At 32.8% G+C, this 22428-nt stretch carries 25 protein-coding genes and 1 tRNA gene; 16 read left to right on the top strand and 10 right to left on the bottom strand.

The annotated features are described in order from the left end of the window. Positions 1 to 365: 365 nt before the first annotated feature. Positions 366 to 1949: a glutamine-hydrolyzing GMP synthase gene (gene guaA, locus H3T54_RS06185; protein WP_198199714.1), complete on the top strand. Its 1584-nt coding sequence runs from the start codon at positions 366 to 368 to the stop codon at positions 1947 to 1949. A gap of 127 nt (positions 1950 to 2076) precedes the next feature. Here the strand turns inward: guaA and H3T54_RS06180 are convergent, their stop codons facing one another. Beyond that, positions 2077 to 2448 carry an EthD domain-containing protein gene (locus H3T54_RS06180; protein ID WP_198221501.1) on the bottom strand — a complete coding sequence of 124 codons (372 nt, stop codon included), beginning with the start codon at positions 2446 to 2448 and terminating at the stop codon, positions 2077 to 2079. 72 nt (positions 2449 to 2520) lie between these two features. Here H3T54_RS06180 and H3T54_RS06175 point away from each other — a divergent pair, with 72 nt between their 5' ends. The 4 genes from H3T54_RS06175 to H3T54_RS06160 all read left to right on the top strand — a co-directional run bounded on the left by H3T54_RS06175 (position 2521) and on the right by H3T54_RS06160 (position 5423). Beyond that, positions 2521 to 2877 (top strand): MerR family transcriptional regulator, encoded by a 357-nt coding sequence (locus tag H3T54_RS06175; RefSeq protein ID WP_198199716.1) that lies wholly within the window; start codon positions 2521 to 2523, stop codon positions 2875 to 2877. A gap of 348 nt (positions 2878 to 3225) precedes the next feature. Then, positions 3226 to 3750, top strand: coding sequence for a low molecular weight protein arginine phosphatase (locus H3T54_RS06170; protein ID WP_110447976.1), 525 nt, complete (start codon positions 3226 to 3228; stop codon positions 3748 to 3750). Positions 3751 to 3987: 237 nt separating this feature from the next. Beyond that, positions 3988 to 4458, top strand: coding sequence for a YhcH/YjgK/YiaL family protein (locus H3T54_RS06165; protein WP_198199717.1), 471 nt, complete (start codon positions 3988 to 3990; stop codon positions 4456 to 4458). 26 nt (positions 4459 to 4484) lie between these two features. Further along, a complete protein-coding gene (locus H3T54_RS06160) occupies positions 4485 to 5423 on the top strand; it encodes a sugar kinase (protein ID WP_086356949.1) in 939 nt (312 codons plus the stop codon). A 105-nt stretch (positions 5424 to 5528) separates the two neighbouring features. Here H3T54_RS06160 and H3T54_RS06155 read toward each other — a convergent pair whose 3' ends face one another. Further along, entirely contained in the window at positions 5529 to 6266 is a 738-nt protein-coding gene (locus tag H3T54_RS06155) for a cyclase family protein (RefSeq protein WP_232350074.1), read from the bottom strand. A 322-nt stretch (positions 6267 to 6588) separates the two neighbouring features. Here H3T54_RS06155 and uvrA point away from each other — a divergent pair, with 322 nt between their 5' ends. From uvrA to H3T54_RS06115, 8 genes are all read left to right on the top strand, one after another. Then, complete coding sequence (uvrA, locus tag H3T54_RS06150; protein ID WP_198222010.1) at positions 6589 to 9429, top strand: excinuclease ABC subunit UvrA; 2841 nt, start codon at positions 6589 to 6591, stop codon at positions 9427 to 9429. A gap of 37 nt (positions 9430 to 9466) precedes the next feature. Beyond that, on the top strand, positions 9467 to 10066 hold the full coding sequence (plsY, locus tag H3T54_RS06145) for a glycerol-3-phosphate 1-O-acyltransferase PlsY (RefSeq protein WP_232351530.1): 600 nt from the start codon (positions 9467 to 9469) through the stop codon (positions 10064 to 10066). A 200-nt stretch (positions 10067 to 10266) separates the two neighbouring features. Continuing rightward, entirely contained in the window at positions 10267 to 10872 is a 606-nt protein-coding gene (gene recR, locus H3T54_RS06140) for a recombination mediator RecR (protein WP_198221499.1), read from the top strand. 86 nt (positions 10873 to 10958) lie between these two features. After that, on the top strand, positions 10959 to 11777 hold the full coding sequence (locus H3T54_RS06135) for a pyridoxal phosphatase (protein ID WP_198221498.1): 819 nt from the start codon (positions 10959 to 10961) through the stop codon (positions 11775 to 11777). Between the two features lie 19 nt (positions 11778 to 11796). Beyond that, positions 11797 to 12507 (top strand): tRNA pseudouridine(65) synthase TruC, encoded by a 711-nt coding sequence (gene truC / locus H3T54_RS06130; protein ID WP_198221497.1) that lies wholly within the window; start codon positions 11797 to 11799, stop codon positions 12505 to 12507. Positions 12508 to 12728: 221 nt separating this feature from the next. Then, entirely contained in the window at positions 12729 to 13142 is a 414-nt protein-coding gene (locus tag H3T54_RS06125; protein WP_110447970.1) for a DUF4878 domain-containing protein, read from the top strand. A gap of 119 nt (positions 13143 to 13261) precedes the next feature. Beyond that, positions 13262 to 13708 (top strand): DUF4878 domain-containing protein, encoded by a 447-nt coding sequence (locus tag H3T54_RS06120; RefSeq protein ID WP_198221495.1) that lies wholly within the window; start codon positions 13262 to 13264, stop codon positions 13706 to 13708. An 81-nt stretch (positions 13709 to 13789) separates the two neighbouring features. Next, on the top strand, positions 13790 to 14398 hold the full coding sequence (locus H3T54_RS06115) for a YiiX/YebB-like N1pC/P60 family cysteine hydrolase (protein ID WP_198221493.1): 609 nt from the start codon (positions 13790 to 13792) through the stop codon (positions 14396 to 14398). A gap of 156 nt (positions 14399 to 14554) precedes the next feature. On the opposite strand, the gene H3T54_RS06110 is transcribed toward H3T54_RS06115, so the two are convergent. The 7 genes from H3T54_RS06110 to H3T54_RS06080 form a co-directional block, all read right to left on the bottom strand. Beyond that, positions 14555 to 15619, bottom strand: a complete 1065-nt coding sequence (locus H3T54_RS06110; RefSeq protein ID WP_086360071.1) for a tyrosine-protein phosphatase — start codon at positions 15617 to 15619, stop codon at positions 14555 to 14557. A gap of 9 nt (positions 15620 to 15628) precedes the next feature. Beyond that, on the bottom strand, positions 15629 to 16444 hold the full coding sequence (locus H3T54_RS06105) for a PTS system mannose/fructose/sorbose family transporter subunit IID (RefSeq protein ID WP_110447966.1): 816 nt from the start codon (positions 16442 to 16444) through the stop codon (positions 15629 to 15631). Beyond that, positions 16441 to 17238 (bottom strand): PTS sugar transporter subunit IIC, encoded by a 798-nt coding sequence (locus H3T54_RS06100; RefSeq protein ID WP_198199725.1) that lies wholly within the window; start codon positions 17236 to 17238, stop codon positions 16441 to 16443. The genes H3T54_RS06105 and H3T54_RS06100 overlap by 4 nt, the downstream gene beginning before the upstream one ends. 42 nt (positions 17239 to 17280) lie before the next feature. Then, positions 17281 to 17754 (bottom strand): PTS sugar transporter subunit IIB, encoded by a 474-nt coding sequence (locus tag H3T54_RS06095; protein WP_110447964.1) that lies wholly within the window; start codon positions 17752 to 17754, stop codon positions 17281 to 17283. Between the two features lie 11 nt (positions 17755 to 17765). Further along, entirely contained in the window at positions 17766 to 18197 is a 432-nt protein-coding gene (locus tag H3T54_RS06090; RefSeq protein WP_198221491.1) for a PTS sugar transporter subunit IIA, read from the bottom strand. A gap of 198 nt (positions 18198 to 18395) precedes the next feature. Further along, complete coding sequence (locus tag H3T54_RS06085; protein ID WP_110447962.1) at positions 18396 to 19247, bottom strand: MurR/RpiR family transcriptional regulator; 852 nt, start codon at positions 19245 to 19247, stop codon at positions 18396 to 18398. Positions 19248 to 19491: 244 nt separating this feature from the next. Then, positions 19492 to 19788 (bottom strand): DUF6694 family lipoprotein, encoded by a 297-nt coding sequence (locus H3T54_RS06080; protein ID WP_110447961.1) that lies wholly within the window; start codon positions 19786 to 19788, stop codon positions 19492 to 19494. 396 nt (positions 19789 to 20184) lie between these two features. Between H3T54_RS06080 and H3T54_RS06075 the strand changes: the two genes are divergently transcribed. The 3 genes from H3T54_RS06075 (at position 20185) to H3T54_RS06065 (ending at position 21228) form a co-directional block, all read left to right on the top strand. After that, positions 20185 to 20258 (top strand) — tRNA-Cys (locus H3T54_RS06075). Between the two features lie 114 nt (positions 20259 to 20372). Beyond that, positions 20373 to 20813: a hypothetical protein gene (locus H3T54_RS06070; RefSeq protein ID WP_198221489.1), complete on the top strand. Its 441-nt coding sequence runs from the start codon at positions 20373 to 20375 to the stop codon at positions 20811 to 20813. 214 nt (positions 20814 to 21027) lie between these two features. Next, the gene (locus H3T54_RS06065) at positions 21028 to 21228 is read left to right on the top strand and encodes a thermostable hemolysin delta-VPH (protein ID WP_110447959.1); all 201 of its coding nucleotides are present in this window, start codon (positions 21028 to 21030) and stop codon (positions 21226 to 21228) included. Between the two features lie 23 nt (positions 21229 to 21251). On the opposite strand, the gene H3T54_RS06060 is transcribed toward H3T54_RS06065, so the two are convergent. Beyond that, positions 21252 to 22400 carry a sugar diacid recognition domain-containing protein gene (locus H3T54_RS06060; protein WP_110447958.1) on the bottom strand — a complete coding sequence of 383 codons (1149 nt, stop codon included), beginning with the start codon at positions 22398 to 22400 and terminating at the stop codon, positions 21252 to 21254. Between the last annotated feature and the right edge of the window lie 28 nt (positions 22401 to 22428).

Here is a 22428-nt window from a genome sequence, read left to right as displayed (position 1 = left end):
TAAATGTGAATTTACTATCTGTTTAAACTATTATCTATAGATAAATTCGAGTTATTTTTGCATTAGTAATAAAGAATTTCAAAGTAACAAAAATGAGTTTTTCGATATAGTTCGATTTTTAATGACCTTTATTGAAGTTAAGACGCAATGAATTTTCTTAATACGCTAAATAATTTATATCTCTCTTTGCAAACAGCTATTTTCTCATCTTGATTAAGATAGTCATGTACAAAATAAGATTATAAACCTTTATGTCGTAGGATGAATATACAAAAAAAATGTTTATACGCTATTTAAGCTTAATAATTAGATGATACAATAGCCACCAACTTTTATATTAGCCCATATTTTAGGAATTAAGATTGATGAATAAAGACATCCACCAGCAGCGTATATTAATTTTGGATTTTGGCTCACAAGTAACGCAATTAATTGCTCGACGAGTTCGTGAAATCGGTGTTTATTGTGAACTTTGGCCATGGGATGTTTCGGAAGAAAAAATTAAACAATTTAATCCTAAAGGTATCATTTTATCGGGTGGTCCCGAAAGTACTACCGAGCAAAGTAGCCCTCGTGCACCTGAATATGTATTTAATGCAGGAGTGCCGGTATTAGGTATTTGCTATGGTATGCAAACAATGGCGATCCAGTTAGGTAAGGGCGGAGTCGTTACTGCATCTAATCAACGTGAATTTGGTTATGCTAAAGTAGATATTGTTGCAAAATCAAAATTAACAGACGGAATTTTAGATAGCATTAATGATCAAGGTATTAATCAGCTTGATGTTTGGATGAGCCATGGTGATAAAGTAACCTCATTACCAGACACATTTAATTTAATCGGTCAAACAGAAACCTGTCCATTTGCTATTATGGCAAATGATGAAAAACAATTTTATGGTGTACAGTTTCATCCTGAAGTTACTCATACTGTTAAAGGATTTGAACTATTACAACGCTTTGTTATCGATATTTGTCATTGTGAAAAATTGTGGACACCTTCTTCAATTATTACTGATGCCGTGGCACGTATTAAAGAGAAAGTTGGCCAAGATAAAGTATTATTAGGTCTATCTGGTGGTGTTGATTCTTCGGTTACTGCACTATTATTACATCAAGCAATTGGCGATCAATTAACCTGTGTTTTTGTTGATCATGGTTTATTACGTTTAAATGAAGCACAACAAGTAATGGACATGTTTGGTGATAAATTTGGTTTAAATATTATCGCGGTTAATGCTGAAGATCGCTTTATGGCGGCATTAAAAGGTGAAGCAGATCCTGAAGCTAAACGTAAAATCATTGGCCGAGAGTTTGTTGCAGTTTTTGATGAAGAAGCAGCAAAACTTAAAGATGTAAAATGGCTAGCTCAAGGGACTATTTATCCCGATGTTATTGAATCAGCCGCCGCTGACACAGGTAAAGCGCATGTTATCAAATCTCACCACAATGTCGGTGGTCTACCAGAAGATATGAAAATGGGCTTAGTTGAACCATTACGTGAATTATTCAAAGATGAAGTACGTAAAGTTGGTTTAGAACTCGGTTTACCATACGATATGCTATATCGTCATCCATTCCCTGGACCAGGTTTAGGCGTACGCGTATTAGGTGAAGTGAAAAAAGAGTACTGTGATTTACTACGACAAGCGGATGCTATTTTTATCGAAGAACTTTACAAAGCTGAACTATACCACAAAGTTAGTCAAGCGTTTACCGTATTCCTACCGGTACGTTCAGTTGGTGTTATGGGCGATGGTCGTCGCTATGATTGGGTTGTTTCGCTACGTGCCGTAGAAACCATCGACTTTATGACTGCCCATTGGGCGCATCTTCCATACGACTTTTTAGGAAGAGTATCAAACCGTATCATTAACGAAGTTAATGGTATATCACGAGTGGTCTATGATATCAGCGGCAAACCGCCAGCGACTATTGAGTGGGAGTAGCACTTTCTCAGTTGTTATCTTCAATTAATATCTAAAAGCCATTCCATATCGAATGGCTTTTTTATTGTAAGATTTTAAAAAATTATTAAACTAAACGTACAGCTAACAATAATCATTCATTTTACATTTAGATGATTATTCGCTCTGTTGCATACCAGATTAGCGATTGTGAGTGATCGACAAATTGATTTTCATCATCTAATAATAATTGGATGGATCTTTTGGCTTCAGGTGAAGTTCTGATACTTAACATTTTTTCTTTACTTTGCCAGTAAATTTCAGCCATTCCATCAAAATCAAAAATAGGTGCATCTCTGCTATTGCGCATAGCATTTCCCGGTTTTTTATCCTGTAATGGAACACTTTGGACGTAATGAAGAATTCCTAGCGCTTCTTTTTGTGAATTAACCAAATTTGCATGATGGTTATGCCAATAGTTATCAAATTCTTGATAACTTAATGTCTTTTTGCGTTTAACTAACGTAATTAATTTGATCATTTAATATCTCCTTTAATAAATAAAACCATATGGTAAAGTATGACAGGGCTGTTAGAGTCAATAGGAGGTGTTATGAAAATTGGTGAATTATCCAAACTTAGTCAAATTAGTATAAGGATGCTTAGATACTATGAAGAAGAAGGACTTCTTTCACCAAAACGCACAGTTTCAGGTTATCGTCAGTTTGAAATAGAGGACATTGACCGAGTTAAACTCATTCATAAATTAAGTAGTGCCGGATTAACATTAAAAGTTATACGTAAGATCCTTCCTTGTTGGCAATATCAAAGTAACAAATTTTCTCCTTGTAAGGAGTTTAAAAATGGCTTGAGTGAAACACTTTTAAAACTTGATAAACAAATTGAACTTTTACAACAAAGTCGTAGTCATTTAATAACCTTGTTAAAGGAAAATAATGAAAATAAGTAAAATTAAGATTGTTTAAATAGGCTTTCAATCGTCAAATGCTAAAATTAAAATGGGATATTACCTAAAATTAAAAGATATTGGAGAAGCTAATCCTCCGCAGAGTAGGGTTATTGTTTATCATTTTAATTACAACGTTATTGATAAAAATTATGAATAGTTTTCTTTTAATAATCCTATTATATCGCTAGACAGTGGTTATTCTTGTTTATTTTTGCAGATTAAATATGATCTAAATAATGAAATAAATAGGATGTTATAGACCTAAACATTGAAATAAAGCTAAATTAGAATTTTATGTTATTTTTGTTATTATAAAATCGAATTTTTAGTTAATTATTAAGGTAAAACATGTTTAATTTAAAAAAATATTTAGTTGGTTTATTGGCATTGTTTAGTGTTTCTTGCTATGCATTCGATCATGTTGTTACTTTTGTTTGTACAGGTAACACAGGCCGTAGCCCTATGGCCGAAGCATTGGCTAAGGATTATGTTGACAAACATAATCTCAATATTGAGGTTCGATCACGGGGTGTTAATGTTGATCCAAGTGAATTAACACCAGAAGAAGGTACAGTTAAGGTATTAAAAGATAGAAATATTGATATATCTTCACATAAAGCAACGCAATTAGTGAAAGAGGATATCGATAAATCAGAATATTTACTGACAATGACGCAAAAACATAAAGATAAAATTTTGGATAAATTCCCAGAATCGAAAGATAAAGTATTTACATTATCTGAATTTGCCACAGGTAAAAATGAAGATCTTTCTGACCCATACAAATTACCATTATCTGCTTATATCAAAGTAGAAAAACAATTAGATAAATTTTTACCATTGGCATTGGATAAAATTGCCAAAGAGAAATAATTTGATCTAAATATATTCTTATAAATTTTCTTTTTTAAAACCGCATAATTGCGGTTTTTTAATATTTACGTGATTTCGATAATAGATTGTTTTTCCTAATTTTTAATAAATGAACTATAAAAAATTATTGCTTGAGTATATACTCTTGCCTAAAGATTTTATTCTTCCATATAGTTGTATGTAGAAGAGTATAGTGAATAGTTATTGCATCAATTTATAAGTGAAGGAGCATTGAGTATGATTTTAGGTAATGTTAATCATTTGGATTTAGTTCCATACTTGCCGGCCAAAATTAAACAATCGATTGAATACGTAAAGGACAATGTTAATGGCAATACACCAGCTGGTCGTTATGATATCGATGGTGACAATATGTTTTTTATGGTGTCAGATAATTCATTAAGATATATTCATGACGCTAATCCTGAATATCATAAAAAGTATATTGATGTACAAATTGTTTTAGAAGGGCAGGAAGGTATGGCTATTTGTACTTTGCCTCCACACACTCAAGTTTTAGATGATAAAATAGCGGAAAATGATATCGCTTTTATCAAAACGCCTAACGAAGAAACTATGTTAGTATTACAGCCTGACGATTTTATTGTTTTTTTACCCAATGAAGTTCATAAACCACTTTGTGCTGTTGATAATAAGATTGCTACGGTTCGTAAAGTTGTGGTAAAAATTGCATTGAATTATTTATAGATAGAGTAAGGATTTTAGGTAACACTATGACTACAAATATCGCTGTTATTGGCGAATGTATGATTGAGCTTTCAATAAAACAAGATTCAACAACCCGTAATTTTGGTGGTGACACTCTTAATACCTCGGTTTATTTATCGCGTTTGTTGACCAATAAAGATTTTTCGATTCACTATGTGACAGGCTTAGGAACCGATCCTTTTAGTCAAGAAATGCTTGATAGTTGGCAAAAAGAGCATATCTCAACTGATCTAGTTCAAAGAATGGCTGATAAAATGCCAGGACTTTACTCCATTGTGACTGACGAGCAAGGTGAACGTTCTTTTTATTATTGGCGTAATGATGCAGCAGCTAAATTTTGGTTAAAAACAGCCGAAACAGCCAAAGTTACTGAACAAATTGCTAAATGTGATTATGTTTATTTAAGTGGTATTAGTATCGCAATTTTAGATGCAGAAAGTATCGTTAAATTATTAGCGTTATTAAAACAAGTTAAGGCGAATGGTGGTAAGGTTATTTTTGATAATAACTTCCGTCCTCGTTTATGGAGTAGCTTTGATTTAGCTCGTAGCGTTTATTCAGATATTTTGTCATACACTGATATTGCCTTTTTAACTTTAGATGATGAAGATTTATTATGGGGTAAATTACCTTATGAACAAGTTATTGAGCGTACTAAAAACTTTGGTGTTTCGGAAATAGTGATAAAACGTGGTAGTGATAGTTGCATCATTGATTCTTTGGAAGGTCGTTTTGAAGTTCCAGCTAATAAAATTGCTAAAGAAGATGTTATCGATACTACAGCTGCTGGTGATTCATTTAGTGCTGGTTATTTAGCTGCTCGTTTAAGTGGTAAAACTCCTTCACAATCAGCCAGTCAAGGTCATCTAGTGGCAGGAACTGTGATTCAGTATCGTGGTGCTATAATACCTTTGGACGCTACACCAAAATTAATTGAGAATTAATAAATAAAACGGTCTTAATGACCGTTTTTTATTGCAAATCAATATTTACCGAAATATTAGCCCTTAATATCTAACCAAAATAGATAGTAGGGCATGATGAATAAATTAAGGTAATATAGCAAAAGAACGAACCGGAAAACCTGATGCATTATTAGGTTTGGCTACAATATTAAAGATAACTGCTCCTTTAGCTGGCAGTTGATCTAAATTGGTCATTAATTCAACTTGATAAGTATCTTGCTCTAAAACATAGTATTCGCCTTTTAAAGCATTATTTTCCCTAAATGCTTTGGCTGAATCAGTATCAAAAGTTTCATGACCAATAGCTTTAATTTTTCGTTCTTCAAATAAAAATTTCAGTGCATCAAGTCCCCATCCCGGAATTTGGTTATTCCCATTAGCATCTTTGTTTTCCATTGCCGTTTGTGATGGCCATTTTTTACTCCAATCAGTTCGTAATGCAACAAAGCTACCAGCTTCAATTTGTCCATGCTGCTGTTCAAAGCTTAATACGTCTGCTACTGAAAAAGAGAAATTAGGATCTTGTTGTGCTCGTTGCGATTGGTCGATAACAATTAACGGTAATACTAGTTCTTGTAATTGTAATTCATGCAAATAGCGAGTGTTAGGCACAAAATGAATAGGCGCATCTAAGTGAGTGCCATATTGTCCAGCAAAACTAAAGTTTTGTGCTAAAAAACCATCATTATGATCAAATAGCGTTTTGATTTCGGCTGGATTAAACATAAAAAAATGTGGTGAATTGTGATCAAATGCATGGGTCAAATCAATCCATTTTTTTGATTTTAATAAATTTAAAGCTTGTAATACATCGTTATTCAAAACTATTCCTCACACTATAAAACACAATTACTTGTTTATTGTAAAATGGTTATATTTGTTAAACAAATAATTTTAAGTTATAGAAATATAATTTTTAGTTCTAATCTATTAAGAAAAATTTTGAGGAACGGGGTTTTTGAATGATTAAAAAATGCTTTATTTTTATTATTTAATGAACAAATTTGGTTTATATTATTGAAATTTTACTAACCGACCCTATTGAGCTATATAGTTGTATATTTAATCATTCCATACTGGTATAATATACAGTTAATCTTTTGTCTATTTATCTAAACACACATATAAGAAGAGATCTATGTCAATTAAAGATATCGATATTCGTGGTGCAAGAACACACAACTTAAAAAATATCAATGTAGTTATTCCAAGAGATAAATTGGTTGTAATTACTGGTCTGTCTGGGTCTGGTAAATCATCACTAGCGTTTGATACCTTATATGCTGAAGGACAAAGACGATATGTTGAGTCGTTATCAGCTTATGCTCGTCAATTTTTATCACTAATGGAAAAACCTGATGTTGATCATATTGAAGGTTTGTCGCCAGCTATTTCGATTGAGCAAAAATCAACATCACATAATCCGCGATCAACGGTCGGTACAATCACCGAAATTTATGATTATTTACGTCTGTTATTTGCTCGAATTGGTGAGCCACGTTGTCCAAATCATAATTTACCATTAGCTGCGCAAACAGTTTCGCAAATGGTTGACAGTATTATGGCATTACCTGCAGAAAATCGTTATATGTTACTTGCGCCAGTGGTTACTGAGCGTAAGGGTGAGTTTGTGAAATTATTCGAACAACTTGCTGCTAGCGGTTATATTCGAGTTCGGGTTGATGGTGATGTTTATGATCTCTCCGATCCTCCGACACTTGAGCTACAGAAAAAACATACTATTGAAGTGGTTGTCGATCGTTTTCGTATTCGTGATGATTTGAAACTACGTTTAGCTGAGTCAATTGAAACAGTACTTTCAATTACCAATGGTATTGTTAAAGTCGCGAATTTGGATGATCCAAAAGCTGAAGAACATCTATTCTCAGCCAATTTTGCTTGCCCAATATGTGGCTATAGTATTTCTGAACTTGAACCAAGATTGTTTTCATTTAACAATCCAGCTGGTGCTTGCCCTGAATGTGATGGGTTGGGGGTACAACAATATTTTGATCCCAATCGAATTGTTCAAATGCCGGAAGTTTCCTTAGCCGCAGGGGCGATTAAAGGTTGGGATAGACGTAATTTTTATTACTTTCAGATGTTAAAATCGTTAGCTGAACACTATAAATTTGATATCGATCAACCATATCAAAAATTATCTGCAAAAGTGAAAGATATTTTACTAAATGGTTCTGGTGGAGACGAAATACAGTTTGTTTACACTAATGATCGTGGTGACGTTGTGAAGCGTAAACATGCTTTTGAAGGTATTATCAATAATCTTTCTCGTCGCTATAAAGAAACCGATTCGCAAACAATTCGTGAAGAGTTAGCTAAATATATTAGCCATCGACCTTGCCCATGTTGTGAAGGTTCAAGGTTATGTAAAACAGCTCGACATGTATTTATTAACGATACTAATTTACCAACTATTAGTAATTTAAGTACCCAACAAGCGAAGGACTTTTTTGATAAGTTAACATTGACCGGACAACGGGCGCAAATAGCTGAAAAGATTTTAAAAGAAATAAATGATCGGCTGCAATTTTTGATTAATGTTGGTTTAAATTATTTAACTTTATCTCGTTCTGCTGAAACCTTATCGGGTGGTGAAGCGCAACGTATTCGACTGGCTAGCCAAATTGGTGCCGGATTAGTTGGTGTGATGTATGTTCTTGATGAACCGTCGATTGGTTTACATCAACGTGATAATAGTCGCTTGATTGATACATTGACTCATTTACGTGATTTAGGTAATACCGTTATAGTCGTTGAACATGATGAAGAAGCGATTATGGCTGCTGATTATGTTATTGATATTGGCCCTGGTGCAGGTGTTCATGGTGGTGAGGTTGTTGCACAAGGTACGCCAAAACAGATAATGGAATGTAAAAATTCATTAACGGGTAAATACCTTTCTGGTGAGGAAAAAATTGAAATTCCTGCTGAGCGAACCAAAATCGATAAGAAAAAAATGTTATCACTCATTGGTGCGACGGGAAATAATCTTAAAAATGTTACCTTGAATATCCCAGTTGGCTTATTTACGTGTATTACTGGTGTATCTGGTTCCGGTAAATCAACTTTGATTAATGACACTTTGTATCCTTTAGCCCAAAATGAGCTTAATGGCGCGGAAAAAAGTGACATTGCACCTTATGAAGCAATCAAAGGATTAAATTATTTTGATAAAGTCATCGCAATTGATCAGAGTCCTATCGGTCGAACACCACGTTCAAACCCTGCTACATATACTGGATTTTTTACGTCAATTCGCGAACTTTATGCGGGTGTGCCAGAAGCTAGAGCACGAGGTTATAATCCAGGAAGGTTTAGTTTTAATGTCAAAGGTGGACGCTGTGAAGCTTGTCAAGGTGATGGTCTAATAAAGGTCGAAATGCACTTTTTACCAGATATCTATGTGCCTTGTGATCAGTGTCATGGTGCAAGATATAATCGTGAAACATTAGAGATTAAATACAAAGGTAAATCGATTAATGAAATCCTAAATATGACGGTTGAAGAAGGGCGGGAGTTCTTTGATGCAGTACCTATGATTTCACGTAAATTACAGACTTTAATCGATGTTGGTCTTGCTTATATCACCATTGGTCAATCAGCAACTACTTTATCTGGTGGTGAAGCACAACGGGTGAAACTTGCAAAAGAGTTATCTAAGCGAGATACTGGTAGCACACTTTACATACTTGATGAGCCAACTACAGGTTTACATTTTGCCGATGTAAAACAATTGCTCGCTCAATTACATTCTTTAAGAGATAAAGGCAATACTATAGTCGTGATTGAACATAATTTAGATGTTGTCAAAACTGCTGATTGGATTGTCGATCTAGGTCCTGAAGGAGGAAGTGGTGGTGGTGAGATCATTGCTGAAGGTACCCCTGAAGATGTTGCTAAATCGAAAAAATCCTATACAGGTCAATATTTAAAACCATTATTGCAACGACAAAAAGATAAATAATCTGGACTAAAACTACGGTAACCATAGGAGAGGTATTTTGACATTACAAATTATATTAATGATCATCATTGCTTATCTCTGTGGTTCACTGTCTGGCGCCATGATTATTTGCCATGTGATGAAGTTACATGATCCTTCCTTGCATGGCTCTCATAATCCGGGCGCAACCAATGTATTAAGAATTAATGGCCGTTTACCTGCCGTTATCGTATTAATATTTGATATGTTAAAAGGAGCGATTCCTGTTTATATTGCTTATCGACTAGGGATATCACCTTTCTTTTTAGGCATAATTGGTATTTCAGCTTGTCTTGGTCATATTTTCCCTTGCTTCTTTCATTTTCGTGGTGGTAAAGGCGTTGCAACTGCTTTAGGCATGATGGCGCCTATTGGACTTGATTTTACTGGTTGTTTTCTCTTAACGTGGTTTTTGGCGCTAATTATTACTGGCTATTCATCTGTGGCTGCAATTGTTGGCTTTCTTTTTGCACCTCTATTTGTCTGGTTTTTCAAGCCCGAATTGACGTTACCTGTGACAATGCTCTCTTGCTTAATCATTATTCGTCATAGTAGTAATATTATGCGACTATTTAAAGGTGAAGAGCCAAAAAGCTATACTAGGCATAACAAAAAATAGCTTAATGGGATATTTATTTTTAACAGCTAATCATTATTAATGATGAAAATTTAAAAAGTATAAAACAACTAATTTCACGTTAGATTTTTTAAAGTTTAATTAATTTGGAATTGAAATAATAGAATATTTCTTGTTTTATACATAATTGAAACAAGGTATTATTGATTAATTATTATAACTATATGGTAACAAAATAATTCATGCAAATCAGTCCGTTACTCGAATCACTTATTAGTGCACTGCGCTGTTTACCTGGTGTTGGTCCAAAATCAGCACAACGAATGGCTTATCATCTATTACAACGTAACCGTCAAGCAGGACTTCATTTAGCTCATGAGCTAAACGAGGCAATGAATAACATTGGCCATTGTAAAGCATGTAGAACTTTTACTGAGCAAGAGATCTGCACTATTTGTGCTAATGTTCGCCGTCAAAGTAGTGATCAGCTCTGTGTGGTTGAATCTCCAGCAGATATTTTTGCCATTGAGCAAACTGGGCAGTATAGTGGTCGTTACTTTGTTTTACTTGGCCATTTATCGCCACTAGATGGCATTGGACCAAGCGATATTGGTCTTGATTTACTAAAAAACCGATTAGCGTCAGAATCAATTCATGAGGTTATTTTAGCAACCAATCCAACAGTTGAAGGTGATGCAACTGCTAATTACATTGCTCAGATGTGTAATGAGTTTAATATCGTTGCGACTCGTATTGCCCATGGCGTTCCTGTAGGTGGTGAACTTGAAATGGTGGATGGAACTACCTTATCGCATTCATTTGTTGGTCGACAAAAGATAGACTTTTAGTGTTATTTTATGGTTAATCGCAATAGATAAATAGATTATTTAGTAAATATTCGTGGATTTCAGCAAAAATTAGAAAGAGAGATGTTATGAAATATAAAGCAGTTGCTTTTGATATGGATGGTACTTTACTGGCGAGTAATCGTTTAATCCTTCCTGAAACAGTAGAGATGATCCAAAAAATTATGGATAAAGGCATTAAAGTTATTTTAGTCTCTGGTCGTCATCATACGGTAATACATCCTTATTATTATCAACTCAAATTATCAACACCGGCAATTTGTTGTAATGGATCTTACTTATATGATTTCAAACAACAACAAAATTTTGCTGCAAAACCGATGACTAAACAGCAAGCAAAAACTTTATTGAACTTAGTCAATCAGTTTGGTATTCATACCATGATTTACACAGATCAAGTTATGAATTATGAAATTCTTGATGATCATTTAGAAGGATTCTTTGGATGGTTGAACTCATTACCAAAATTTTTACAACCAGAAGTTAAAAAAGTTGATAATTTTGAACAAGTCATTGAACAGGCCAATATGATTTTCAAATTTGCTACCAGTAGCCATAATTTATCTGCCTTAAAACAATTTTCAGATGCAGTTGATGCACTTGAAGAGTTTTCTTGTGAATGGTCATGGTCGAATCGTGCCGATATTGCAGTTAAAGGTAATACAAAAGGCAATGGATTAAAACATTGGGCTGAACATGAAAATATTAAACTAAGTGAAATCGTTGCTTTTGGTGATAGTTATAATGATATTAGTATGTTTGCTATTGCAGGACTAGGTATTGCTATGGGTAATGCCGATGATGAAGTTAAAGCCAAAGCTAGTTATACGATTGGCGATAACAATAGCCCTAGTATTGCTAATGAACTTGAAAAATTATTTTTATAGTCAAATAGGTTAATTAAGCATGGTTTTTGAGGTTCTTTATCAGGACAATGATTTAATAGCAATAAACAAGCCAGAAGGGTGGTTGGTACATCGTAGCTGGCTTGATAAAAATGAAACAGTGTTTGTAATGCAAACATTACGAGATCAAATAGGGCAACATGTTTATCCTATCCATCGTTTAGATCGACCAACCTCTGGAGTATTAATTTTTGCGCTATCTAGCGATATCGCTCGTTTATTATCACAACAGTTTGCTGAAAAACAGATTGAAAAAACTTATTATGCTATTGTACGAGGTTATGTTGATGGAGAAGATACTATTGACTATCCATTAGTTGAAGAGTTAGATAAAATTGCTGATAAATTTGCTAGCAAAGATAAGCTAGCCCAAGAAGCAATAACCTTTTATAAAGGCCTTAGTAAAATAGAGTTACCTATTGCAGTAGGCAAATATCAAACAGCTAGGTACAGTTTTGTTGAGTTAAAACCGCAGACTGGTCGAAAACATCAATTGCGTCGCCATTTAAAACATATTTTCCATCCAATTATTGGTGATAGTAAACATGGTGATCTCCATCAAAATCGTGCTTTTAGTCATTATTTCGCTGTTAAACGTCTTATGTTACATGCTAGCACTATCAAAATGATGCATCCTGTCACCCATGAACCATTAACTATCCATGCAAACTTAAGTCAAGAGTGGTTAACAATATTAAAAAACTTTAGATAAAGTTAATGGCTTTATTGATAATTAATTTCAATTTATTAGTGGTATTTAATTTTTTTCAACACAAATTTTATTGCATTATCAACTGAGTTACTATAACCTTAAGCCGCATATCTAAATCGTTAACAAGATCTGCAAAGCACTTATCTTCATGTTTTCAAAGTATTGTTAACATTTTCAGGCATTAATAATAATTAAATTTAGTAAATTATTTAGGAAAAACAATGAAACGATTAACTCAGTATGTAAGTATCTTCTTTTTAACTTTATTCGCTATTGCGTGTTCATCAGGTGAAAGCTCACCAGAAAAAGTCGCAGAAAAATATGTATCAGCTATTTATAGTGGCGATGCAGATGCTGTAATAAAAATGATTTATATTCCAGAGGAAGACAAATCTTCAGGTGCTAGCACAATGATTACCGGTAAATTGCAAGACGGAGCAAAAAGAGCTAAAGCTTATGCTGAGGAACATGGTGGCATTGATAAAGTTGAATATCAACCCACTAAATATCTAAATGATGATAAAAGCCGTGCTATCATTGGAATAAATGTAATCTTCAAAGATAATGCTAATAAAAATGAAGACCTTAAATTAACCAAAGTTGATGGTAATTGGTTTATTGAAGTCGGTTTTTAGTTTTTAAGATCACAATTTTGGTTGTTTAAATATACAGGAAAATAAAGGTTATTTTACTTTTTTGTAGTTAAATAAATATAGGAACATATTGAATACAATATCAAATAGGGAAATACAATATGAAATTGTTAGTTAAATTTTTAAGTGTATTTTTGTTAGCTTTAATGCTTACCGCCTGTTTTTCAGATGACAATACGCCTGAAGTGGTAGCTGAGAAATTTATTAAAGATGCTTATAGTGGCGATATTGAAGGTACTTTTGATGCTTTATATGTTCCTTATTTCCATATTCCTGGTGCTGTATATATTCCTAATGAATTAAAAACCAAAGGTGTAGATGTTAACGATTTAATAAAAAGTAAATTGAAAATTGCTATCGACAAAGCAGTTGCTACTACAAAAGAAAATGGTGGTATTGATCGAGTAGAATTATCTAACACCGAATATAATAATGATCACACTAGAGCTAATATCAAAACAACCATTATCTTTAAAAATGGAACTGATAATAAGTCAGATTTTTCATTAATAAAAGTTGATGGTAAATGGTTAATTAATATGGAATAGCTCTTATAATTATTTGATAATTTAAAAAGACGAGTCTCATCTTTGAACTTTTTAAATTAATAATGAAAAAATTCAAACTTTATGAAATTTTCCTATTATATTTTTATTCTTTTTCTTTTTATAAAAAATCCAGTTTATGCTCAAGAATCAGCAAATTCCGATAATTCCTATAAAGAAAAGAGTTCATTAATTCATGTTGGGGATTGGATTTTTCGTAGTGGTGTTCAAACAGATAGTCTTATTGTAAAAAAACTTGATGGCGGTATATTTTCTCATATAGGCATGGTTGTCGCGATTGAACCGGAAATAAAAGTTATTCATGCCACGACTACTGATGATGAAAATATTCCAAATCAAGTTATTATTTCAAGTTTGGCTGATTTTACTGCTCCAGAATTAGCTGAGAAATATGCCATAGCGCGGCCAAACTTTTTAACAGACGAGCAAAAGTCACAAATTATTGCCGAGCTGTTAACTAAACAAGGAGAGCTGTTTAAACTCGCTTCTCGTGAGGAAGACCATTTATATTGTACTACGTTATTGTATGACGTTATTATCAAATATAAATCTGATTTTAACCCAGAATGGAAATATGCTAATTTCCCTTTATTGCGTGGTCATTATCTATTTCCGAGCGCTTTTGCCAATTATTCTGATATCACTTGGATATATAGTTATCCGGACAACTAAATAATTAATGCTGGAAGGTTTATAATAAAATCACGTTTAATTAGTCACGGTTCAGTTCGTTTATTATTGAAAAATTGCCTCTGACAAAACAAATAAGAGAATAGATTTAAAAAAAGCGTAATGGAATAATTACGCTTTTTGATAGAGGTTATTCAGTTAAGATTCTAGATAAATAGCCTGCATTTTTTCAAAATCTTGATCGGTGAAACCAAGTTCTTGTTTAATATAATTGCTTGGTGTTCCAGCAACTTTTTTCATCGTATTAAGTATTTCTAATACGAAACTTTCACGAGTATCAATTAGACTTAGCAAATATCCTAAAACATCCTCATTATCGGTTATTTTTCGATAAGCTTCCATTTTGATTTTATTACGTTCTAATCGGTTATCGTGAGTTAGCATATAATCATAAATAATATCTGATTCAGATACACCTAACATTATCTGGATAAGTAACACGCCATAGCCAGTCCTATCTTTACCTCCACGACAGTGTTGAATACTTGGACTATTGTTGCCATCTAATACTACTCTAAGCATTTGTCGATAAGCATTCTTCGACTTTTCACTCAATACAAAGTTACGATATTGCTCCAGAACTTGAATTCCTTCGCCATTGACTAATTCTTTCGGAATATCTCTCAACACACTCTCAATTAGAGCTCGATCTTCATTGCTGGGATCGGCTGCAAATTGAGCTGCAAGTTCTGCTGTTTGTGCTGAAGCATCAAAATTAAAGGTTTGCTTTTCACCAATTGAAGAATTCGGACTAGTTTTAATTTCATTTTCACAACGATAATCTATAATTGTTTGAATGTTTAATGTTTTAATATACTGTTGCGCATCTGGTTTTAAACCATGAAGATGATTAGAACGGTATAATAATCCCCATTTTACCCGTTTTCCATTTGCACCAATATAACCACCAAAATCACGGAAATTATTTAGGCCTGTAATTGGTAAAGTTCGTTCGGCAACTAAAAATGAAAAATCATTACCAATTTGTAGAATCAGATAAATACGACGTTTTGCTTGTAAAGGATCTTCAAAACTAAACGGCGATTTTATATCTTCACTGATTAATGTTTTATTTGTTGTATTAACATTTGCTTCTTCAGTCCAGTATAAATCTACACGATGATCTGAATTGTTTTCAAATGAGACAGTTAATTGACCTTGCTTATTGCGGTTTAATGAAGCTGTTTTAATTTTAACTACCATATTTATTCCTTACTTTAAAATACCAAACATTGAAAATATTACCCCAATCACCATTACCGCCAGTATTAAGCTAACTGTGTATTTTCCTTGAAACTTCCTAACGATGAAGAATGTGGCTAATGCAAAAAGTAAGGTTAAAAAATTTGGCATGACTTTATCGAACATCTCTTGAACTTTAATCGATTGTTCGCCAACATTTATCGTTAGTGGTGTAGCCACTTTGACCGTTGATGCAATGAGTGAGCCTAAGACCATGACACCAACAACATTAGCCAAGTTACTTATTCTTTGAATAATATTTGAATTTTTTGATTGCTCAATTAAATCTACACCCTTGTTATAGCCATAATGAATAAAGAAATATTTGCTTAATACATTAACAAGGTTATAAATTAAAAACATTAATATAGGACCAATGATATTGCCTTGCAACGCGAAAGCAGCGCCAATACTGCCGCAAATTGGCATCCAAGTGAATTTAAGTAAACTATCACCTAAACCTGCAAAAGGGCCCATTAAACCAGCTTTAACAGAGACTACCGCATCTTTTTCTTCTTCACTGGTTTTCTCTTCCATTGCAGCGGTAACCCCTAAAATTAACGCACCAGCATTAATTTGAGTATTAAAAAATTCTAAATGACGCTTCATTGCACGGATACGCGTTTCTTTATCAGCATCCTTATAAAGGCGATCTAATACTGGGGCCATACAATGGGCAAATCCTATCATTTGCATTTTTTCATAGTTATATGAAAATGACATGGTTTGTAGGTTCCAAAAGATACGATTTAGATCTTTTTTAGTAATTTTATGTAGAGTACTCATAGATCATATTCCTCTTCAGTGTTGCTATTCATTGATGTTTGGTTGTCGGATGATTCATTATTATTACTGATTCTGCCATTAGTTGACGCCATGTCATATAAGACTGCGAAAGCTAGAGCAATAAATGTCACTGGAATAATTGGTAATTTTAAATAGGTTGTTAGCATGAAACCTAATAGGAAAAAGAACCACATTCTGCCTTTGAGTAACATCAGTAATAAAATACAAATACCTACTGCTGGAATTAATTTGGAAGCAACGCCCATACCATCAATGATACTTTTTGGAATCGCATCTAAAATAGTTTTAACTAAATCACTACCAAAATAAATTGCAATAAAACATGGAACAGCTCGAATTAAAAACCAAAGTGGTGTTGAAAAAAAGTGAACTTTAGCCAGCGCTTTATAATCACCATTTAAAACAGAACGTTCTGCCCAAGGATTTAAAAAACAGGCAAATGAGCGCCATATAATAAGCAATTGTTGGCATAACAATGATACAGGTACGCCTAATGCAATACCGGTAGCAATACCTCCGCCAGTAGTAATACCTAGTGAAACCCCGATAATGGCACCGGCAACAATGTCTGGTGCGGAATATGCACCTACGTTACCAATACCCATCCACATTAACTCTAGCGTGGCGCTAATTGCTAACCCTTGAACCATATCACCCATAATAATACCTGCAACGGTACCAGTTAATAATGGGCGACGTAACATCTGCGGACCAACATCATCCAATGAACAAATTCCCGCCCAAATGGCGACAAGAATAGCTTGCGTTAACATATGTTAACCTCCAAATTATAAATAAATACTTTCAAACATTATTTAGTTAAGTAGTGATTGCAGATCGACTATTGGATCTTTAGGCACCATCTGTACCTCAACTGGAATATTTTTAGCAATAAGGTTTTTGAATGCTTGTTCCTCTTCTGGTGTTACTGAAACCGCTCTTGATAATTGATGTCGACCATCTTGCATTCGCATACCGCCCACATTCACTTTTTCCAGTGATAATCCGCCTTCAACTAACGCATTAACATCAATACTATTTGTGAAAAGTAACATGGTTCTTTTTTTGATCGGGGTCTTTTTTAAAATTTCGATAAATTGTTGTACACCAAACACTAAAACTTTTAGCCCAGGAGGTGCCGACATAGTGAGTACCGATTGCTGAACTTTATCACCAGCGACTTTGTCATTAATAACTAATACTTGTTCTATGTCATAGTTTTTTACCCAAGTAGTAATAACTTGTCCATGAATCAAACGGTCATCAATTCTTGCTACATTTATTGGCATTGGTCTTCTCCTTACAACTCATTAGATTGTTCTTGTTGAACATTTAGAATCTGCCGAACATCTTTACAGCTTTCAGGAAAAGTTTCCTCAATAGCTAATTTGGCATCATTTAATGTTCCTTCACGATTATTTAAAACTTCAAGTAATACTGGAATATTAAAACCACAAAATAGCAATACATCATCATGCGATATGAGCAGTTCAGTGGCTAGATTACAGGGCGTTCCTCCCATAATATCTACCAATATAATTACGCCATTGCCTTGGTTAAGTTTTTTATAACTACTTTGCATTTCCTGACGTAAATTATCGATATTACTATCAATTAAAACTGATATAACATGAACATTGTCTTGTTTGCCCATAAGCATTTGAGCACACTCTAAAGCGCCTTGAGCAAATGGACCATGACTAGCTAAAATGATGGGTAAAGGATGTGGCATAAAAATTTCCTTATTATGTAATTTTATTACTAAATATTGTTATTTATTTAGTAACAAAGTTACATCTACAGAGGGAAATAGTCATCCATTTTTTAAGAAATTTTTATGATTTTGTGAACAAGATCAAATTTATGCAAAGAAAGAGTGACGAGATAACCAACAAATTTGTTCTCATGACTAGTATTTTATTTTTGGAGATTATTTTGTTGTTTTTGCCGGATATTTACGCTTTTCTCTGTTTTGAGTTTGTAATAGTAATCGTTCGTCATATTGACGAATAAATAAGTTCGTTAATAGCATATTTACAACAGATATTTGTGATATTTTAGAGCGTATCGGTATTAACCTTGAAGCATGCTCCATAGAAGTAGTATGTAAAACAAAAGTAGCTAAGGATGAAATTTGGCTTTGTCCCATTTTGGTAATAGCAATAGATGGAACCAAAGATTGATCGGCTAGTTTTAGTAATTCAACACAATCAGGTGTTTCTCCTGAATGTGAAATAATAATGACAAGATCATTTTTATCTAATGTGCTGATAAGACTACGTGTAACGTGAGCATCGAAGTGACAATTTACATCTTTCTTTATTTTAATTAGTTGATATTCAAGTTCTTTACCAACTAAACCACTACTGCCTACACCAAATATAACTATTTTTTGACTATTAATAATTAAATCAATTGCATTATTGAGTGCATGAATATTAACAATGGAGTGAGTTTCATCGATTGAGGATTTTTCCATTGCTTGGACTTTACTATTAACATCAGCAAGAGGATCATTCAAATTGATATCATCTTGTAATATTTCATTATTAAGTTTTTTAGGGATTGAGCCAATAAGATCGACCTTAAAATCACTAAATCCTTTGTATCCTAATTTATTACATAGACGTAATATAGTTGTGGTGCTTACGTGATTGAGTTTTGCTAACGTTTGGATACTCATATTCTTGAGCGCTTGGGTATTTTCAATAATAAAATAAGCAACTTTAAGTTCTTTAGTTGATAAGTCTTTTTTTACTTCTCTAAGCTTTAACTCAATCACTAGACACCTCAAATGTACTGTTATATTGCTGTAAGTATATAAAATTTGGTCAGGAAATAAAAAAATTAATATTTAAAGTCTAAATTATATACAAATTAAATTGCCACTATCAAAAGTAATTAAATTAAAATATTGGTAATTTTTCTTTATCTCGATAACTATTTTAAGAAAAATTTACTCAATGAGGTTAAGTTTATTTATAAAAAAACCCGCTAATGCGGGCTTTAGAACTAATTAGATAAGATTATTTATCAAATTCGCTAATAATTTCTTTAGCTGTTTTACCATTAAGTTTGTTTTTGAGATCTTCTTTTACTTTCGCTTCATCACCCGCATTGTCTGGATTAGTTGCCGCTGCAGCTGTTGCTTTAACAATAGCACGAGCGAAAGCAATTTTATCTGCATCACTTAATTTTTCACTAGCTTTTTTAACAGAACTAGTAAAAGTATCTTGTGTGGTAAAATCAATTTTAGCTGCATCATCACCACAACCAATTAACGCAAAACTTAATAATGATACTGCTAATAGTTTTTTAAACATTTCCATTCCTTAAAAATAAATATTATTAAAAGCAGGGCTATTTTTATACTAAAAGAGTTAATTTTCAAGCAATAAATGCATTTTAATTGAAAATAATCTATTACTTTATCTATTTAAATTTAAAAGTTGTGAGTTAGGTCAAATTTTTGTTTTTTATCAAAAATAAAATTTCTTCTTAATATTGTGTATGATTTTACATTTGAAAAGCCTGTTCTTTAAAATTTTTTGATTTTAAGTGTAAAAAAGTTATATAAATTAAGTTTATTGTTTTTATTTATGTCCGATATTTAGGACATTTTAAATATTCTATGCGACTGCTGTATTTATAACCTATTAAAACTTGACGATAAGGTAAGCCAATGCTAATATTTGCCACCTATTCAGATAGACCTCATCGGCGCGTTGGCAGAGTGGCCATGCTGCGGATTGCAAATCCGTCTACCTCGGTTCGACTCCGGGACGCGCCTCCATTTAAAATCGATAAGTTACCTACAGTATTTCCTCGAATAAAGTACCAAGTCAATAGAGAGAATTATTTTTTATATGATATAGTTAATGATAATTATAGCGAATTGAGTATTATTATGACGGTAGAAAAACTTCGATATTGGTTATCATTTATTATTGCTTCAGTAGCAGTTTTCTTTTTTATGAATCAATTTGACCTATTTGATAAAAATATTGAAAAGCTGTTATTTACCATGTCAAAAGAAATAAATAAAAATACCCCATATCAGTTAGATCAGTTCACCATTTTAGATTCAACTACCGCATATAAAAATACAATAGTTTATAAAATGACAATTATTAATGTTAATATTAAAGATTCAGAAATGGGTTTTGTTGAAAATAAACTTTTTTTAACTGCAAGAAACTCTATTTGTTCTGAAGAATGTACAAAAGAAACAATATCTAAAGGAGCGATTTTTAAATACATGTATAGTGAAAAAAATGGTAAACATTTATTTTCTTTTACTATAGATAGTAAAGATTGTTTAGAGATGTTAAAGGATGATTCAAAATAACCATTCTTTAGTAATCCTAAAACTGAATATCATCGTTAAAATCCATTTCTAGTTCAGGCATCTTTTGTAATTGTAAAAATGTTTTCAATTTTTAGTGTTATTTATTAAATCGTTATTTAATTAAACAATCAAATAATAACTCATCATTTAGTATTGTTATTTATTGAATTATGTCCATTTATAGTGTTTATCAAAAAATAGGATAAGATAAAATATGGCTTATTTTAATTATCACGCTAAAGCCAAAAAACTGATCTCACAAGGCTATCTGGTCCGCTATGAATTTGTCGATAATTGGAACGGTATCAAACCTGCATTAGTTTTATATTTTGACAATGCTAATCCAATGCCGATAAGGGAATATCGTTGGCAAGAATATCTCCCATTGATTAGTTCTGATGATCAATCGAAGTGATTTTTTGGGAGTGGTATATAAGGTTATTTATCGAGTTGTAATGCAATATAAAGCAGTACTCGATCGTCAAATTTTGACAAATCTAATCCAGTTAGTTTGGTTATATTGTTTAATCGATATTCTAATGTATTGCGATGTATGAAGAGGGCTTTTGCCGTATTATTGTTCTGTAAGTTATGGATAAACCAAGTTTCGAGAGTATTTTGCAATAAGCCGTTTGAATCAGACGCTTTTAATTTATTTAACGGTGAAAGTAACTCTTCTGCTTGCCAATCTTTATTTAAACCATCCAACAAAACAGGTAATATGAGATCTTGATAATAATAATTACGACAATGTGGAAATCTTTTTTTGCCGATTTCTAAGGCGGTTTTGGCTGTTTGATAAGATCTTGCTATGGTATCGTTACCTTGATGAAAATAATTTCCTAAAGATATTTTTATTTTAAATTGACTGAGCAGTTTTGCCTGACTAACTAACTTTTCTAATTTTGTTTTATGTTCTGTTAAATCCCATCGATTAAATTTATTTAAAGCAGGAAGTAATATAACAATTTCGGTTAGTGATTTTATCGCTACTAGTTTTGTTAATGTTTCGAGTTCATTTTGAATTTGTTGTAATTCACTCATTGCGGTTTGAATTCCAAGTTGGCCACTTTCGATTTCAATAATGACAGTTACATAGGATAAAGATAAATCAATGTTTAATTTTCGACTCCATTCAGTTATATTGGAGACAGTTTTGTCTGATTGAATTATCGATAATATAAACTCTTCTTTTAAACGATTATCTTGAGAGAGTTGATTGAGTAATAATGCTTGTTCCATCATCATCTCTGCCGTCATACTCACTAATTCAGCAAATTGGATAATTTTAGTTGGTTCACCCGTTACTCCAATCACACCAACAATTTCTTCTTTAAGTTTTAATGGAAAATTAACACCCGGTTTAACTCCTTTAAGTTTTTTTGCAGTTGGACTGTCAATTGTCACTACTCTGCCTTGTGATATGGCTAATACAGCACCTTCATGTAATTCGCCAATTCGTTCTAAATCACCACTACCGATAATTTCTCCCCGATTATTCATTATATTGACATTACAATTGATAATGCGCATGGTTTTATCAACAATCGATTGAGCAAGTATTGGAGAGATACTTTGAACTTTCATAGCAATAAACCTTTTTATTATAATCAAG

This window comes from Gilliamella sp. B14384G10 (assembly GCF_016101685.1).
In the GTDB taxonomy this organism is placed as follows: domain Bacteria; phylum Pseudomonadota; class Gammaproteobacteria; order Enterobacterales; family Orbaceae; genus Gilliamella; species Gilliamella apis_A.
This window is presented reverse-complemented; position numbering and strand designations above follow the sequence as displayed.